This window comes from Paenibacillus sp. OSY-SE, from assembly GCF_000283315.1.
Lineage (GTDB): Bacteria > Bacillota > Bacilli > Paenibacillales > Paenibacillaceae > Paenibacillus_B > Paenibacillus_B profundus.
The window spans coordinates 65,827-83,369 of sequence record NZ_ALKF01000175.1; the positions used below are offsets into that span (position 1 = coordinate 65,827).

Genomic DNA, 17,543 nt, shown 5'->3' on the forward strand with positions numbered 1-17,543 from the left:
GGGGCGGCCTTTTACTATTAGTTTGTTTCTTGTTCCTGCTGCACAAGCTGCACTCCCGCAGCTTTGTATAGGCCGAGTCCCATGACATTCGTCAATTGCTCAGCCATGTATGCGGGGGTGTATGGCAAGTCATTTTCAAGCCAGGATACAATGATAGCCAGATGCGCGCCGGCAGCATACGTAATGAAGAAATCTTTCGATACTCGATACTGCTCTGTATCCGGCTGTAATGCAGAAATTCCCTCATAGCACGACATTTTAATGACTTCAAGGACACGCCATCCGAATCCCGGTACCCCTTTCAGCATGACTTGATAGGTTTCACGGTTGTTACCGATATGTTCATACATCCGGACAAAGGTGGAGGCGGGGCTATAGCCGAGATGAGAAAGGAGAGGAGACGCATCCGGTGTTTGTATGGAATAAAATGCTGAGTCAAACGGGCGGACACGGCGATTTGCATATGTTGCCCGCACAATTCAATACATATGGAAGGCTTTGCGACGGCGCTCAGGAATGCCGTAAAGCAGCCCGCGAAATGTTCCGCGAAGGTGCTGATTTCATCAAAATTTGCTCATCAGGAGGCGTATTGTCCGAGAAGGACGATCCGCGTTCGCCCCAGTTTACGATAGAGGAAATGGAAGCAATCGTATATGAAGCTCAATCTTTCGGCTCGTACGTAGCCTCTCATGCTCAAAGCACGATAGGTATCAAAAATGCGCTCAAAGCTGGGGTGAAGACGATTGAACACGGCACTCTGCTTGATGATGAAGCCATTGAGATGATGCTTAATCAGGATGCTATTCTCGTTCCTACTCTTGCCATCTCACATTTGATCGTCACTGAAGGGCACCGTTATGGGATACCTGCATTTGGACTCAAGAAAGCGCAACAATATTATGAAGTCCATAAGGAGAATATTGCAAAAGCGTATCAGGCAGGGGTTAAGATTGCAATGGGAAGCGATTTGATGGGCTGCAAGCCTGTCGAACATGGTAAAAATGGGATGGAGCTGGGCTTGCTGGTGGATGAAATCGGCATGAGTCCGATGGAAACCATTATGGCTGCTACCCGCGTCTCCACCGAAGCGATGGCAATGGAGGATGCCGGAGTTATTGCGCAAGGGAAAAAAGCCGATTTGCTAGTTATCGAGGGAGATCCAACAAAGGATATTCATGTGCTATTAAATCCTTGCAATATTGAGATGGTATATGTAGGCGGCAAGCAACTGAAATAGCGATACAGCGATGTTCCGCCAAAATGCTAAAGCTATGGCGGGTTGACATTTATTAAAGGATTTTTTACGATGGAGTATGTGTCCCGTTGCATCCAGCGCGGAAATATCTCAGTCTAATTCTTATTTTACAAAACCGCACCAAATCAACAAGTGCAGCCTAAAACTATTTTTTCATGTTGAAAGTTTTTTATCATATTAGAGCGCCTCTTAGCATAATAATAATTCCGACAGGAATACCGTGTCTCCTGTCGGAATCTATAGGCACTGCAAAATGCTACTTTTTGCTTATAATTTTTTGAATAAACACACCATTAGGATCGTAAACCGTCCCAGCGGCAGTGCATTTTGACTTGTCTTTATTATTCAAAGGACCATACCACTCCCAATAATTTACTTTGTGATACGTGGTAAACAACCTAAATCTGATTTTTTCGTTGGCTGCAATATTTGTTTTGCTTTCCCACTTGACATCACGCTCAACTCCAATTTTGAATCCAATTTTAGCCTCTAATACTTTTATATCAATTCCTAATTGACCTTCGATATACGATGACTTTTTAACTGATTCAGAAATAGTAAAATTATCCGGTCCGTCCACATAGAACTCTTTATATAAGTCAGAACTAGAATAATGACCACTTCCCTTATCTTCCGCTGTTAGCCAATAGACATTGTTAGCAGCTAAAAGGGACGGCGACTGATCACTCGCCTGATCATTTGAATCAAATTGAACGTATTCATATTCAATTCTGTCAGGAACTGTATCCAAGCCTTCTTGGGCTGCAATTTCCTTAAGCTTCTCTTTGTCAGTAATTAGAATTGTACCTTTACCGTCATTCATAATGGTTTGCTGAGTTGCCTGATCGAATGGCAGACGATTCAATTTGGAGTCAACTGGCTCAGGTGTATACGGACTTGCAGATACAGCAGATACGAGCAATAAACACAGCAAAAACAACATTAGTGACATAAATGAAATTTTCTTCACTCAATGCAGCCTCCTAATTAATAATACTTACATTAGGTATTAATAAAAATAAATTTTAAGGAGCTAGAGAAATGAAAAAAGTGTTCTTGGCTATTTATCTGGCCGTGGTTACTTTCATTGGGGTAGTCTATGTTCCTGTTACTGTTGTATGGGGACAGGAAAGAAAATTTGTGTCTGAAAAATATGTCCCATTGTGGGAACTACAAGAAGCAGAGCACACGATTGACAACTATCTACCGGTTTTTGAATTGAATTATTTAAGGCTAGTATATGAATTGTTGATCGCAACATTGATAGTATATACATTATATTTAATTTTCAAAACAGAAAAATCATAAGATCACCTTCCGCTTGGTATAATGTGCCCATCTGAGCCAGTTTGGGTAAATATGTTCCTCGATATCTTCCAAGTATTCGCTGTCCAGTCACACAAAGATGGCATGTGTTATTGGACAGCTTCTGTGTGTTCTTGATTTAACTCCTCTTGTGCTTTGGTTCTGATGCGGCAAAAGCCATTGGTGTGAATACTGCAAACGTCATACTTATACTTAATAATGATGCGATCAATTTCTTCTCAAACAAATCTCCTCCTTTAAATTAAGTAAAGATATCCTTCAAAAATGAAAGCAGACTTTGCATCATGTCTTTATGCAGAGGAAATCACTAATATGTAATGATACACTATCTACTTCTATTGATAATATGAAGAGTATCTTCCTTAGTGATATTATACCATATATGGTTAAAAATAGAAAGATCATGTATTCATAAAATTTTCACTTGATTTCTTATAAATCGTACTTCGATATTATTTCCTTCTCTGAAACTCAAAAAGATAAAGATCTAGCTCTTGACTCAATCTCACAACATCGTCGTCTGTAAAGCTATTTTTTTCATTTGCTGTTTTTATTAATTGCAGTCGGATACTTTCGATTCTTTCAATTAAATAATCATGTTTTACATAACAAAAATAAAATGGTTCTATTGTTGGAACACCCTTTCATATTTTTTCACAGCTTAAATGGTCGGCGCGCCTCTATAAACTATAACTTTGTCTTGATTATACCAGAGGTTGGGTATTTATCGTTTTTATGTAATTAAATGAAACCTTCATTTTGGAATACATTTATAGTAAATCAATAAGGGAGAAGCCATTTGGTTCTCGCTTATCATGTACGCCCAGCATGGGCGTCATCTTTAGGGTGCAAGTCCCAAACGGGGGCTGGCGAGCGCCTACCGTTAGCCAAGGGCTAAGGTGTCCATTGCGAGGTGGAATCTGAAGGAAACCGGAGGCAAATGCACGGGCCAAGGTACACGAACCCAATTTGAGGTAGTGTCAGCCGGTAGACCGGCCTTGGAACTGCAAGTTCCTCGGCTTTAGCTTCCTTTCGAACAAACAGGCAACGATTCGGCGAGCGCCCAGGACGATCTCCCGATTCAAAGAGAAGATCCGGGAACTGACGAACCGTACCCGATCGATTTTGGTGGAAGAGCGCATTTCCCAACTGAATCGCTACCTGATGGGCTGGATAGGGTATTTCCGCATCGATTCGGCGAAAACGCACTGTGAGAGATTCGACCAGTGGCTTCGCCGAAGGCTTCGCATGTGCTTATGGAAACAGTGGAAACGGATACGCACTCGTATTCGTGAGCCTCGGTCGCTCGGAGTGCCCGATTGGGCGGCCTTAATGATGGAAACTCCCGAAGAGGAGCATAGGAAATGTCTCGAAACACAAATAATGCCCTTCCAACTTCCTACTGGGAAGCGAAAGGGCTGAGAAGTTTGCTTTCTCGTTATCTAGAGCTTTGTTAACCCTGTCGGAACCGCCGTATGCGGACCCGCATGTACGGTGGTGTGAGAGGACGGGGGCTAGGCGCCCCCTCCTACTCGATCTCCGTTCTATTCTTTACAGAATCCTAATTGACTATTTAGTCTTTTCATAATTTCCAAATATGATCATTTACAAATGTGGTGATAAATTCTGATCCTACAATTGGAGCAACCAAAAGAATAATCCCAGCTAAAAACGAGTAATTAATTGACCGTTTGTTCATGTTTTTCCTCCTGCTCATTACATTCATTGTAAAGCACTTGGAGCTTTTTAAGATTACCAATACTCATTACTTCATTGCTGGCAATGTGTAAACTGACTACTCGATTGATGCACTCACGTTCCTTTTGAACTGCATTAACCTTAGAATATCTCAAAGCGCTTTTAAAAAAACAGTCTATTCCTTTTTCCATCTTCCCTGATGAAATATAATAATCCCCTTTTATTTTATAGTAATGTGCGACTTCCAATTGCTTAAAAGGTGATGTATATGGAATAGAAGTTATTTTCTCTTCATAGTCTATGAGTTCTTCAATAGCCGAAAGATTCTCATTTTGGAGATACAGTAGCATAAGCTGATTTATAATGTGCAGCAGTGAATTCTGCCCACAACTTTTCAGACATTCTTGTAGTTGCTCTATAGCCAAATCCACATTTCCTTTTTTTGCATGCAAAACAGCAGTCGTTACTTTTACGTTATCTTTAATAAACGGAAATGTAAATTCACTATATATTTTCATATACTCTTCGCACAAGTTATATTTGCCCAAAAAATAATAAGAATCACAGATGATACCATGTGCTTCAGCGCTCAAAATACTTTTCGTTGCATCTTCGGCAATTACTTTTTCACATAAGGCGATACTTTCTTCAAAGCAACATAAATTGTAAGCATGAACCCCAAGTCTATAATGTAAGTTAACACGCTCGTCTACCGACAAACAGTGAGCATATTTCAAAATGTATCTACCTTTTTGATAAGTACTGTTTAATTTGCTGAAATCATTTCGCTCAATAAGATATTCTTGCATTAATCCTTTCGCGATATAAAACATAATTCCATGGTCTCGCGAGTAATCAATGATTAGTTTATACAAAGATAATTTAATTGAGGTATCTTTTAGGGAATCTGTCGTTTGATACAGTTTTTCCACTAAATCTTCACTATTCTCTTTAGGTGATTCAAGGAATTTAGTCGCTATCTTAATAACTAACGAAGACGTCATGGAAAATTCAAGTACTTTCACTAAAATTGAATACATCACATTTGCTTTGTGTCCTATTTCGATGTACAGTTCTACGATGTCTTCAGAGGGGATATCTAAAGCAGCAGCGATGGCCAATATCATTTGGAAATCTGGGCGTTTGACTTCTCCGTTTTCAATTCTCGACAGACTGCCCTTATCAATGCCCACCAGTTCTTTTAGCTTGTTTAAACTGATATCTTTTTTTTTGCGATGATAATGTATTAGCTCCCCTAATGTTGCAGGCTTCGCAGTAACGGTACTCACAAACTCACCTTCCTTTGTCTTGCAAATAATTGACCACCTATATTTTACCATGTTTTTTGCGAAATGTAATCAATTATTAACGATTTATCCATTTTGTGCAAATGCCAACATCAAAAAAAGATGAACAATCAGCGCATTAATCGGCAAAAGATTAATGCGCATGCGCGAATCCACGAGTTAAATTGCCATGCAAGGCATCGTGTTGGTCATAACCGTAATTGGCATCATGATGTCTTTCAAGCCGGAACATATAATCATCCTCGTGCTCCTATCCATGGTGTTTGGCGGAGTAATGGGCAGCACCTTTACCTTTGGCGGTCATTGCGGTGCTATGTATTTCATTTTGACGTTTATTGTTTACCGGAAGGGGACGGCTTTGGCTGTCTCTTTTTTTCTGTTTGAAGGATAAAGGCGTTGGTTGCATCATCTGCAGTTTGGATAATGGAGGCGATAACATCATTTGCATGATATGTAAAAGAAAAGGGAATAATTTGTTTGATTATGCAAAGCGACCAAAGAAATATAAGCGCACAATGCGACAATAACGAAGCCCAAAGGAGGCGGTCAAGCGATGACGCTCTACGCCGATACGTTACGGGAAAAGCTGCTTGAGCAATTCCACGATAGTGCCGATCTGGTTGTCCGCTCCGTCTCATGCGTATCGATCTCGCCAGCCATTCGCTAATGGAAGGCAAAGTCGTCATTCTGGCGGACGGCAGTCCGCAGGCGATTATAGGGCCGAGCGAATTCATAGATTTCTTCCTGTCGACCGAAGACCGCTATTTTGGTTGGGGTATCGGGACATTTCTCCGCGGATTGCGGGTGGTGGCTTTGTTTGTTTCCGTGTTTTTGACCCCAGCTTATGTGGCGGCGCTGACGTTCCATTATGAGATAATTCCTTCCTCCTTGCTTGTATGGTTGATCGAATCCCGGTCTAGAGTTCCGTTTCCGCCATTGTTCAAGACGCTCATATTAGAAGTGACGATGGAACTGCTGCGCGAGGCGGGAGCGAGGCTGCCGACTAAGGTTGGACAGACAATGGGCATCGTCGGCGGTATCGTTATCGGCCAAGCTGGCTTCACCAGCAACATTCTATTTTGTTCGCACTGACGTATGTTGCAGCCTGGTGGAAAAATGAAAATAAAAGGGGGGACTAAAAATGAAATCCGCCTTGAACGCCTTGTGCCTTGCGATCCTATGCTTATGCGTGCTCAATGGCTGTGTACAGCCAATCGTTCTAGAAAATCTAGGGATTGCCATTGCCCTCGGATACGACGCTGCACAAGAAGCCGAACAGGAGGATAAATTGCGTGTCACGGCTGTTCTCATCAATCCGGAACCGGAAGCTAAGCAGAAGACCAAAGTGGTGTCTTGCACGGCTAATAGCAGTAAAGGCGCCAACATTTATCTCAATCGGCAGCTTTCCCGAACTTTGGTTAACGGTCAGGTTCGGGTTGTCTTATTCGACGGCAAGCTAGGCGACCAAGGCATCAAAGAAATCGCAGACACGCTTACACGCGATCTATTTATAAAAAAAATGGCATACCCTGTTTCCCGAGGCAAAGATTGAGTCCCGCGTTCAGGTCAATCTGGTACGCACAGGCACGTTTGAATAAGGAAGGCATGCCGCTGCCGGCTAATCGTATGGGATAGAAGAAATCATCCAAGATTACATTTATGGTACAATTGAGTAATTATGAATAAGTGGAGGTGAGTACATGTTTTTTCCTTCGGCTATTATCTTCACGGAACTCCATGCAACGTCTGCACGATAAACAAATGGCGATGGTTGCATGGAGATAAATAAATGATCGCCGACATTCATTCTGACTGTCTACCTTGTTTAGAACGCAGACTTGCATTCCTTAAGTCAATATTGTTAAGGAGTGAGTTGGAATGAAATATAAGAATGCCAATGATGTATTGCCGGAAGAATTGATATCGGAAATCCAAAAACATATCAATGGCGAGATCCTATACATCCCCAGACCGCGTGTTGCCCGCAAAAAATGGGGTGAAACATCAGGATATCGGCTTTATTTAATAGAAAGAAATAAGGAAATAAAGAGAAAATTCAAGGCGGGTTGTTCCATTCAACAACTTGCAATTGAATACAGCCTTTCATATGACAGCATACGGAAAATTGTTTATGTAAAAGAATAATAAAAAGCTTCTTTTGGGGCTGTTCCTGTGTGTTAAGAATAGTTGTAAAGAATAAAAGGGATAGAACTTTGGCCATTTTATTATATGCTGAACTTAGGAAACAATAAAATGTGGTGGAGGTTCACATGAACGATCAAAAAATGGCTGCAATGATTCAACACAACTTTTCATACAAGGTTTCGTATGTTGCAAGTAAAAGCACAGGAATGTCCATCAAAGAAACGGATGAATTCTTATATGTGGATTGCGGCATGCCGGCAGATACGTTCAATATCAGTATCTTGTTCAACGATAGCGCAGATGATAAGCGTCTGCTTCATGAAACGGTGGACTATTTTACGGATAAGAATTTCCCGATGTCTTTATGGTGCTGGGACAATATAAGAGATAGCACCCGGCAAGCAATCGTGAAGCATGGCTTGCTTCTCGCCGAAGTCAATGCCGGCATGTATGCAAATACATCGGACTTGCATCCTGCAACGGAAATGCCGGATGGCTTTTCGGTCAGACAAGTCAGTTCACCGATGGAAGTAAGACAATTTGGTGCCGCCTTGTCCTCTTTATTCGGGAATCGTATGGAAGGCATGTACGTGAGAAAGTACTATGATTGCCTTTCAGAATCAACTCTATACAATCATTCGGATCTGAAATTGTTTATTGGGTTACTTAATGAAAAGGTAGTATGCATAGGATCTGCAATGTATTCTAACAGCAGCGTTGGAATTTATGATATAGCGACGCTGCCAGAGCAGCGGAAAAAAGGGCTGGGCTCCGCCATGTTCAACTCTATTTTATCAGAGATCAAGAACAGCTATGACGGGCTATGTGTGCTGCAAGCGTCAGAGGCAGGCGCAAACCTGTATCGGCGAGCCGGATTCAGAGCGGTGTGCAATATCTCGGTGTATGAGAATAGAAATATGTTGAAAGTTCAATGACATGGAGTCCGCTTGTATGCTGGGCTTTCAGCGTGCAACCTTGTATCAAGAGATGCAAAGGTTGCACGCTTTTTTTTGTTATAAGTCAGTAATTGAACGATTGGCGCACATTATTCGTAATATAGATGATTAACACAATGAATACTGGGAGGCAACAAAATGAGAAAAAGACTGGCAGTGACACTGGCAGTGACGCTGGTGCTATCCATGCTCGCTCCGATGATGTCGATGGCGGCAAGCAACAACAATGAACTTGGCTACGACCGAACCCGGAAAATAGCTGCTGAGAAGGCCGCGCTTCTAACGGAGACATACGGTATCACAAGCGTGCAGTACGCACTCATTGATAACGGCAATATCGTCGTATCAGGCCATTCTGGCACGAACGATAAAGAGGGGAACACGGGACTGACTGCTGATACGATGTATGGGGTAGGATCAACGAGTAAGATGTTCGCCGCGGCAGCAGTGATGAAGCTGGTGGATGAAGGAAAGGTGAATTTGGATGCGCCGGTAGCAAGTTATATATCCGACTTTAAAATGAAAGACGATCGTTACAAACGAATTACTCCGCGCATGTTGTTGAACCATTCCTCCGGTCTTGGCGGAGCTACGCTTGGAAATGCCATGTTGTTCGACGATAACGACACCCATGCGCATGATGCATTATTGGAACAACTGGCTGTTCAAAGCCTAAAGGCAGATCCGGGCGCGTTCTCGGTGTATTGCAACGACAGCTTTACGTTAGCTGAGATTCTGGTTGAGAGAGTAAGCGGCATGGACTTCACATCATTTATACACAAGTATTTTACAGCGCCTTTAGGCATGACCAATACAAAGACGCCGCTGGAACAGTTAGATCCAGCCAGGATGGCAGGACTCTATTATCCAACTTATGAAGGGCAGCTTCCAAGAGACACCATAAATGTCATCGGAACGGGCGGCATTTATTCAACAGCCGAAGATATCGTTTCGTTTGCAAAGATCTTCACGGGGCAAGCAGACGGCATTCTTTCTGACAAATCGGTAAAGGCAATGGAGCAAGAAGAGTACAAAAGAGGCATGTGGCCGAAAGATGCCGATTCGTCAGTCGGGTTCGGGCTCGGCTGGGATAGTGTGAACATGTTCCCATTCAGCGATTACGGCATTAAGGCGCTCACGAAAGGCGGCGATACGATACTGTATCATTCATCGCTGGTCGTTCTGCCGGAGCATAACATGGCCGCAGCCGTTCTCTCCTCGGGCGGCGACAGCATGACCGATCAATTATTGGCGAATGAGATGCTGCTAAGCGCGCTGCAAGAGAAGGGCGTTATGAAAGAACGGAAACCGGCGAAGTCGCATGGCGTGCCCGTAAAGGCAAACATGCCGCAGGAAGTTGCGAAGAACGCAGGCATTTACGGTGCTTTCAACCAATTGGCCAAGATAGAAGTCAGCGCTGATGGCGAGCTGTCCGTGTCCATGATTATGCTGCCTGAATACCCCGTTGCGAAATACACGTACACCGCTGATGGCTCTTTCGTTAATGCGGATGGAAGCGAAAAGGCCAGCTTTGTTACAGAGGACAACGGACGGACCTATTTATGGGTTAGAACGTATTCCGCCTTGCCGGGCCTTGGACAGACGGCGCTGTCGCAATATACTGCCGAGAAGCTTGAAGCCAATCCATTATCGGCAGATGCGGCTGCGGTATGGGCGAATCGTGAAGGCAAGAAATATTATGCAGTCAACGAAAAATATACATCGATGTGGTATTACATCTCTATGCCTTCCATCCAAGTCTCCACCGTTACAGATGCTTCTGGGTATTGGGCGAACAAAAAGATAAAAGGGGCGGACAAAGCGGTCAGCGAGCTGCAAATCCCGTTTTTGGGCAGCAGAGATGCGATGGAACACAATTTTTATATGAAAAATGGCATTGAATATTTGGATGTAGCCGGCAGCCTGTATGTTCGCGAAGAGGCTGTAAAGCCGCTCTATGCGGGCAAGCAATCTTCTGTTACCGTCCAAGCGGATGGATATGCCAAATGGTACAGCATTCCTGCGGCAGCCGCAGGAAAGACGATCCTGGTTGATATGCCGGAAACCGGCGCCTTCGTTGTATACGATCAAAAAGGCGCGTGCGTGAACGATACGGTCGTCAGCGGCAAGAACGAGATCGTGCTGCCGCAAAGCGGCACAGTTGTATTCGCAGGCGAGGCTGGCGCGAAGTTCGGAATTTCACTGAAATAATTTCATCATGCAGCAGGTTTGCGCGGCGGCGCTGAACCCGCTTTTATTAAGGGAAGTGGGGAGTTCCACTAGAGAAAGATTTACTCACTTGGTCAAATCGTTATGATTTTCACCTTGGCTATTGACAATTGCAAGCGATAGGGATACGATCCAGAAGTAATAAATATGTCCTCGTTAGGTGAGGCTCCTATACAAATACAGGCCACTGCCCGGAAACATCGAAAGATGCCAATGGGTAGAACAGGGATTGCCGGATTAAGGCTTTTCATAACGTGGCTAAGAGATGAATGATTCTCTTTACGTTGTATAGTGCCAAAACTCGGCTTGGGGGAACGGATGTTTTTTTGTGTGCATTCATTACACCCTCTAGTCATACTAGAGGGTTTTTCATTTTATTTAGAAAAGGGGGGAACTTCCGAATGGACAGTCTTCCGAGTAGTGAATCATATAATCATCAGCACTATGCAAAAAGGGAGAACTGTGTTCTCTTCGCTCTCAAATGTTTCCCTTACGTATATTCCCGGCGGCTCTAACTGGTAGGGCAGGGCTATTTAAATATGCGTATTTGACTAATGAGCGAATGAGATAACACATACAACAGTCAGCTCTCCCTGATGCCAGGGAGAGCTTTTTTGTGATCGTTTATTTCATTATTAGCCCAATGAATTGGATTGGGCTTTGGGGAGGCAGCTATGGAATCTTTACACCGCAACCATGTGCTCATCGTTGAGGATGATGACAATATAAGACGTTTTGTATCGATTAATTTGGAAAGAAACGGATTCACAGTCACTGAGTCTGCACTTGGAGCGACGGCTTTACAGAGTCTCGCCGCAACTCGGCCGGATGTAGTGGTTCTGGACATCATGCTTCCCGATATAGATGGATTTGAGTTTTGCAGGAAGCTAAGAGAAATCGATCCCTATATCGTGATTGTCTTTCTCACTGCGCGCGGACAAGACTTGGACAAGATCAGGGGGCTTGAACTTGGTGCTGACGATTACATCGTAAAGCCGTTCAATCCGTTAGAGCTTATCGCGAGAATCAGAACGGTGCTGCGCCGTACCCAGCATGCGGGGGGACCTCCACGCAAGGTGCTCGAGTCTGGCGCGATCCGGCTTGATCTGGATGCTAACAAGTTATTTAAATCTGACTGTTTAATCGATTTAACGCCGAAAGAATATCAAATGATTAAGGTGTTTTTGGAATATCCCGATAAAGCCTTATCCAGAAACGACCTTCTGAATCTGATTTGGGGAGTAAATTTTGTCGGAGATCCTAAGACCGTAGATGTTCACGTTCGCAAGCTGAGAGAAAAGATTGAAGACGACTGCTCCAAGCCGCGGCTGATCGAAACCGTCTGGGGACGGGGATACCGTTGGAGAAAGGAAGAATGAAATTTTGGGCATCCAAAAAAGATTAGTGGGAAGTTATTTTGCCGTCATTTTAATTACAGTATGTATTTTGGAAATTTTTCTAATTGCGTCGGTGAACTATTATTACTATCACAATGTTGAACGAATCCTGGTGAATCAAGCGGAAATATCCGCTTCTTTTTTTCATCAATATTTTGCCGAGGAAGAATTAGAGAAGCAGTCCGAACGGCTATTAAACGGATTTTCTCAAAATACCGCCGCACAAGTGCAGATTATTAGTTCTTCCGGGCAGCTTCTTCAGGACTCTGCGGGAGCTCAAGACAGTAAAAATATGATCGATTATCCAGATGTGCAAGAAGCATGCAGCGGAACCGTCGGAATCTGGAAGGGACGTGAGCCATCCGCGCATGACACCGTATTAGCCGTATCTTATCCGCTGCAGGCTAAGGATATGACAGTGGGGGCAGTCAGATTTGTCACTTCTCTAACCGACACGATGGCAACCATCCGCTATATTTCTGCCATATTTATTTCCGTCGGTCTAATTGTCGTTGCGATTGTTGCCGTTCTCGGCATTTTCCTGTCCAGGACAATTACGGGTTCAATTACGGAGCTAAAGCTGGCAGCCGAACAAATGGCTGAAGGCGATTTCACGGCAAGAGCGAAAAAACGGTACCAGGACGAGCTGGGAACGCTCGCGGATACGTTCAATACGATGGCAGCCAAAATACGGCGAAACGAACAGCTCAAAAACGATTTTATTTCATCCGTCTCCCATGAGATTCGCACCCCGTTAACGTCCATTAAAGGGTGGGTAGTAACCTTAAAAACGGAGCCGAAGGACGGTACGGCTATGCTTGCAGACGGGCTTGAAATCATTGAGTCGGAAACCGACAGGTTAACTGTGCTGGTGGACGAATTACTGGATCTCTCTAAGCTGGACAATGGACGAATTGTGCTATCCCGCACCCCGCTTCATCTAGCGGACTTGCTTCGGCATATCGGTAAGCAGCTGGCTCCAAGAGCTGCCAGACAGAGCATTTCGCTGGAGGTGCAGGCAGACGATACATTGCCCGTCATTCACGCTGACGAAAATCGGTTGAAGCAAGTGCTCATTAATCTATTAGACAACGCACTTAAATTTACTGGCCCTAATGGAATCATTAAAGTGCGTGCCCACTCGTCTCAGGAACAGGTTGTCATTACCGTCGAGGATACGGGAGCGGGAATTGCGGAGGAGGACATCGAGCATGTCTTGCAAAAGTTTTACAAGGGGAATACCAGTGCTGCCGGGAGCGGCTTGGGATTATCCATATGTTATGAAATCGTCAAGCTGCACCAAGGACAGTTAAAGATCGACAGTCAGGCAGGACAGGGAACTAAGGTTTATATTTATCTTCCACGCAACTAACAAAGGAACTTTAACTTTTTCATAACCTCTTATTTTTTGCAGCCATATAAAATAGAGAATAGAACAATGACAAGCGAGGAGCCGGGAACAGAATGTTGGGTAAGCAGATGTGGACAGGACTCATTGTGACTACGTTGTTGTGGATTGGCGGGTGCAGCATGCCTGCTACCCCCATCGATTTGATTAAGTCTCCATTGTCTGAAGAGAATCTCCATAGCGACATCCTTCGAACTTTACTGCCTGACGGAGCTAGGTTGTTAGTCTCGGCCCATGGTGAAGGGAGCAAAGGCATTTCATTCGGAGATGTGGATGGAGACGGCATCGATGAGGCTGTCGTGGTATATGAAGAGAGCTCTCATAACGAAAGGATACGAAAGGCTGCGTTGTTGAAGCAGCAGGATGAAGAATGGCAGATCGTCTGGGATACGAAAGGCTACGGCTACGGCTTGGATTACGCAGGGATTGCGGATGTTAACGAGGACGGACTCTCCGACATCATTCTGGGATGGACCTTGGGGGCAGGAGAAAAAGGGCTGGATGTTTACGTGTGGAGGGATAACGCTATGACACTATGGGGCAAAAAAGGATACCGCGGCCAATTTGATCTGGACGGGAGCGGGTTGTCTATCCAATTGCACAGGTGATATCCGCAAGCTCTCTCTTACAGGAGGGCTTTTTTGTTTTGATCATCCACGAAAACCGATGATAAGGCAGGGTTCCATGAAGGATTAAGTCCAATCGGCCATGCTTTTTCAGGAGGTGTTTCCGATTTGAAAGGTAAAATAAAAGGCCGTCCGGATTTTTTGCTGCTTTTTTTAACGGTTTTACTGGTCTGCTTTGGTTTGGCTATGGTTTTTAGCGCCAGTTCGTCCATCGTCACCTTTAAGCATGAAAGTCCGTGGTATTACGCATTAAGACAGAGCATATTTGCTTTCGCCGGACTCGTTATCATGCTCTTTTTTATGAGCATTCCCTTTCCAATGTGGAAAAAGGTTGCGCCATTCCTTCTGCTTATGTCGTTATTGCTGCTTGTACTGGTGTTGATTGGCGGTGTTAACATCAATGGAGCAAAAAGATGGTTTTTTGTGGGCGGCTTTACTTTTCAACCGGCTGAATTCACCAAGTTATCACTCATCGTATACTTATCCGCTTTGATTAGCAAAAAAGGAGAACGGATCCGGGATTTCAAAAAAGGAGTGCTGCCCCTATTGGTTATGGTTGGTTTCATCCTCTTGCTTATCATGATGCAACCGGATTTCGGCACCGTGTTAATTTTGTTTTTTATTTCAAGCACGATCATTGTGATCGGCGGTATTGATTTGCGTCATCTTTTCATGCTAAGTCTGGGGCTTGTACCGATTTTTATTTATCTTGCGTTCAGTAAAAGTTACCGGCTCCAACGAATCAGCTCATTTTTAAATCCGTTTGATGACCAGTCTGGCTCCGGGTATCAGCTGATTCAATCGTTCTATGCTTTAGCGCATGGGGGGTTCACGGGCACAGGATTTGGACGAAGTGTCCAGAAGCTTTTTTATTTGCCAGAAGCGCACACGGATTTTATTTTCGCTGTTATCGGAGAAGAATTCGGATTTGTCGGCACATCTTTGCTCGTATTTGTTTTTTTTCTGTTTCTTTGGCGAGGCTTTACTGCGGCGATCAGGAGTAATGACCCATTTGGGGTAATGCTGGGAATGGGAATCGTAACGATGATATTCATTCAATTCCTGCTGAACCTTGGAGCTGTAACCGGGAGTCTGCCCATTACGGGAGTTCCGCTTCCTTTTATCAGCTATGGTGGCTCCTCTTTAATATTGTGTATGGCAAGCACTGGAATTTTACTGAGTATATCCCGGGATAACAATCGAAGGTGGCAAGAACGAAATAACAATTCACAAGAAATGAAATAGAGGTTTCTATATGATTTTTATCGGCAAACTCAAAAAAATAGATATATTGACTTTACTCATCATGGTTTGTCTAATCGCCATTGGCACTGTAGCTATTTACGAAGCCACTTCGGGTACCAATTTGAATGGTCTTCATATGAACAACATAGTGTTATTCGGTGTGTTTTGCGTTCCGATGCTGCTTGTGGCGGTATTCGATTACAACATATTGATTGGAAAGCTGTCCTATATCTTGTATGGCATCGGAATTGGCCTGCTCGTTCTAGTCATGTTCACAGGAGAGAACATTAACGGAGCGGTCCGTTGGTTGAGTATTGGAAGCTTTCAGCTACAACCTTCCGAAATGATGAAGCTAGCTACGGTTTTATTAGCCGCTCATCTGCTGCAGAAGCGGGCAGGTGAACAACTTCGGCTGGTTCAAGACATATTTCCTATTTGCATCGTTTTTTTAGTTCCCATTATCATTATTATGAAGCAGCCTGATTTAGGCACTGCGCTGGTCTTTGTTGGAGTATTACTAAGCATGCTATGGATGGGCAACATACGTGCCCTTTATATGTTGCTGTGCTTCAGTGTGATGGCACTTTTGATTGGGGCCATTTGTTGGTTGTACTATGCGGATCACGATTTGTTATCCAAGCTTGTGCAGCCTCATCAAATGTCGAGAATACAGACTTTTCTCGACCCAACCAGCGATCCCGATAAGTCATGGCATGTTAAAAATGCAATGAGTGCGATAGGTTCAGGCGGATTAAGCGGGGACACTGGATTTTTTCTTCGGCGCGGGTTTATTCCATACGCCTATTCGGATTCTATCTACGTCGTAATTGGCGAGAAATATGGATTCCTAGGCTCTGCGATACTCTTGCTGCTGTATTTTATGCTAATTTATCGGCTGGTTCTCATCGTAAAAGAGAGTAGGGAGTTAGCGGGCTCTTACCTTGTTCTAGGGCTTTTGGGCATGTTAGTCTTTCAGATTTTTGTGAATATAGGGATGCATATCGGATTGGTTCCCTTAACGGGTATTTCCTTGCCTTTCATAAGTTATGGAGGCAGCTCATTGCTTACCAATATGATTTCAATTGGACTGGTCTTAAGTGTCCATATTCATAAAGACGAAATTATTTTAGAAATATAGGTTTTTTTGATTACTATCTATAGCGATCTTTTAAACGAAAGAGGGACACAAATTGAGATATAAGCAGAGAAAACCCCGATCGAATCATTATACGATGTTCTTTGGTTTTTTGCTTCTGTTGGGCTTTGGCGCGTTGGCCATTGCAATCAACCGTCAGCCGCTAAACCCATTTGATCTGAATATTGCCGCATTCGTGCAAAGCTTTGAATCTCCGAGTCTAACCAAAGTAATGGAACTCTTCACTTCCATAGGTTCAACCAAGTATGCCATTATAATTGCTGTGTTAACACTGGTTTTTTTATACTTCGTGCTCGGGCACCGTATGGAATTGATTTTCTTGATCGCCGTGTTAGGCGGATCTGCGGTAATGAATCAATTATTAAAAATGGTTATCCATCGGGAACGCCCAATCGTCCACCGCTTGATAGAGGAGACCGGTTACAGCTTCCCTAGCGGCCATGCCATGGGAGCAATCGGGTTATATGGGGCGCTTGCATTTCTATTGTGGCGTCATATCGCTTCGCGTCCAGGACGTATTTTGCTGATTGTGTCTAGTTGCGTCATGATTGCCATGATCGGTGTAAGCCGAGTGTATCTTGGCGTGCACTATCCAAGCGACATTATCGGCGGATTGATGGCGAGCGGGTTCTGGTTGGCCCTTATGATATGGGTGTTCCAATGGTATATGGAACAACGCCATACTAGACTATCTTCATATGATAATTAAATGCCGCCGCCTAGCTTTCATTCAAAACAACGCGGCATTAATAAAGAGACAAAAGCCGTCCTTCATTGATATGCTCCCATCATAGT

General features: G+C 43.9%; 17 protein-coding genes, 2 pseudogenes and 1 riboswitch. Of the genes and pseudogenes, 15 read left to right on the plus strand and 4 right to left on the minus strand.

Going from position 1 to position 17,543, the window contains the following annotated elements; all coding sequences use genetic code 11:
• Positions 1–17: 17 nt before the first annotated feature.
• A complete protein-coding gene (locus A372_RS39065; protein WP_272943468.1) occupies positions 18–476 on the minus strand; it encodes a TetR-like C-terminal domain-containing protein in 459 nt (152 codons plus the stop codon).
• On the opposite strand from A372_RS39065, the gene A372_RS33815 reads away from it, so the two are divergent.
• Positions 410–1,237: a metal-dependent hydrolase family protein gene (locus A372_RS33815; RefSeq protein ID WP_019421120.1), complete on the plus strand. Its 828-nt coding sequence runs from the start codon at positions 410–412 to the stop codon at positions 1,235–1,237. The two genes, A372_RS39065 and A372_RS33815, sit on opposite strands and share 67 nt — an antisense overlap.
• A 274-nt stretch (positions 1,238–1,511) precedes the next feature.
• On the opposite strand, the gene A372_RS0112140 is transcribed toward A372_RS33815, so the two are convergent.
• The gene (locus tag A372_RS0112140) at positions 1,512–2,225 is read right to left on the minus strand and encodes a hypothetical protein (RefSeq protein WP_019421121.1); all 714 of its coding nucleotides are present in this window, start codon (positions 2,223–2,225) and stop codon (positions 1,512–1,514) included.
• 71 nt (positions 2,226–2,296) lie between these two features.
• On the opposite strand from A372_RS0112140, the gene A372_RS0112145 reads away from it, so the two are divergent.
• Positions 2,297–2,563 (plus strand): hypothetical protein, encoded by a 267-nt coding sequence (locus A372_RS0112145; RefSeq protein WP_019421122.1) that lies wholly within the window; start codon positions 2,297–2,299, stop codon positions 2,561–2,563.
• Between the two features lie 470 nt (positions 2,564–3,033).
• Here A372_RS0112145 and A372_RS38590 read toward each other — a convergent pair whose 3' ends face one another.
• Positions 3,034–3,210: a Spo0E family sporulation regulatory protein-aspartic acid phosphatase gene (locus A372_RS38590; RefSeq protein ID WP_083858841.1), complete on the minus strand. Its 177-nt coding sequence runs from the start codon at positions 3,208–3,210 to the stop codon at positions 3,034–3,036.
• Between the two features lie 358 nt (positions 3,211–3,568).
• Here A372_RS38590 and A372_RS39285 point away from each other — a divergent pair.
• A pseudogene (locus A372_RS39285) lies at positions 3,569–4,038 on the plus strand (group II intron maturase-specific domain-containing protein); the annotation flags it as partial.
• 222 nt (positions 4,039–4,260) lie between these two features.
• On the opposite strand, the gene A372_RS0112150 reads toward A372_RS39285, so the two are convergent.
• Positions 4,261–5,568: a helix-turn-helix domain-containing protein gene (locus A372_RS0112150; RefSeq protein ID WP_019421123.1), complete on the minus strand. Its 1,308-nt coding sequence runs from the start codon at positions 5,566–5,568 to the stop codon at positions 4,261–4,263.
• Between the two features lie 187 nt (positions 5,569–5,755).
• Between A372_RS0112150 and A372_RS0112155 the strand changes: the two genes are divergently transcribed.
• The 12 genes and pseudogenes from A372_RS0112155 (at position 5,756) to A372_RS0112215 (ending at position 17,457) form a co-directional block, all read left to right on the plus strand.
• Positions 5,756–5,977, plus strand: coding sequence for a hypothetical protein (locus tag A372_RS0112155; RefSeq protein WP_019421124.1), 222 nt, complete (start codon positions 5,756–5,758; stop codon positions 5,975–5,977).
• A gap of 248 nt (positions 5,978–6,225) precedes the next feature.
• Positions 6,226–6,663 (plus strand): annotated as a pseudogene (locus tag A372_RS0112165) (spore germination protein); the annotation flags it as partial.
• Positions 6,664–6,727: 64 nt separating this feature from the next.
• Positions 6,728–7,138 carry a Ger(x)C family spore germination protein gene (locus A372_RS0112170; RefSeq protein WP_019421127.1) on the plus strand — a complete coding sequence of 137 codons (411 nt, stop codon included), beginning with the start codon at positions 6,728–6,730 and terminating at the stop codon, positions 7,136–7,138.
• A gap of 326 nt (positions 7,139–7,464) precedes the next feature.
• Positions 7,465–7,731, plus strand: coding sequence for a CD3324 family protein (locus A372_RS0112175; protein WP_019421128.1), 267 nt, complete (start codon positions 7,465–7,467; stop codon positions 7,729–7,731).
• A gap of 125 nt (positions 7,732–7,856) precedes the next feature.
• Positions 7,857–8,666, plus strand: coding sequence for a GNAT family N-acetyltransferase (locus tag A372_RS0112180; RefSeq protein ID WP_019421129.1), 810 nt, complete (start codon positions 7,857–7,859; stop codon positions 8,664–8,666).
• A gap of 159 nt (positions 8,667–8,825) precedes the next feature.
• Positions 8,826–10,898 carry a serine hydrolase domain-containing protein gene (locus A372_RS0112185; RefSeq protein ID WP_019421130.1) on the plus strand — a complete coding sequence of 691 codons (2,073 nt, stop codon included), beginning with the start codon at positions 8,826–8,828 and terminating at the stop codon, positions 10,896–10,898.
• 163 nt (positions 10,899–11,061) lie between these two features.
• A riboswitch (M-box (ykoK) riboswitch) is annotated at positions 11,062–11,236 on the plus strand.
• A gap of 354 nt (positions 11,237–11,590) precedes the next feature.
• Positions 11,591–12,295 (plus strand): response regulator transcription factor, encoded by a 705-nt coding sequence (locus A372_RS0112190; protein WP_019421131.1) that lies wholly within the window; start codon positions 11,591–11,593, stop codon positions 12,293–12,295.
• A 4-nt stretch (positions 12,296–12,299) separates the two neighbouring features.
• A complete protein-coding gene (locus A372_RS0112195; protein WP_019421132.1) occupies positions 12,300–13,685 on the plus strand; it encodes a sensor histidine kinase in 1,386 nt (461 codons plus the stop codon).
• A 92-nt stretch (positions 13,686–13,777) separates the two neighbouring features.
• Positions 13,778–14,329, plus strand: a complete 552-nt coding sequence (locus tag A372_RS0112200) for a hypothetical protein (RefSeq protein WP_019421133.1) — start codon at positions 13,778–13,780, stop codon at positions 14,327–14,329.
• A 126-nt stretch (positions 14,330–14,455) separates the two neighbouring features.
• Positions 14,456–15,592, plus strand: coding sequence for a putative lipid II flippase FtsW (gene ftsW, locus A372_RS0112205; RefSeq protein ID WP_019421134.1), 1,137 nt, complete (start codon positions 14,456–14,458; stop codon positions 15,590–15,592).
• Between the two features lie 10 nt (positions 15,593–15,602).
• Positions 15,603–16,730, plus strand: a complete 1,128-nt coding sequence (locus tag A372_RS0112210; RefSeq protein WP_019421135.1) for an FtsW/RodA/SpoVE family cell cycle protein — start codon at positions 15,603–15,605, stop codon at positions 16,728–16,730.
• Between the two features lie 52 nt (positions 16,731–16,782).
• On the plus strand, positions 16,783–17,457 hold the full coding sequence (locus A372_RS0112215) for a phosphatase PAP2 family protein (RefSeq protein WP_019421136.1): 675 nt from the start codon (positions 16,783–16,785) through the stop codon (positions 17,455–17,457).
• Positions 17,458–17,543: the final 86 nt, after the last annotated feature.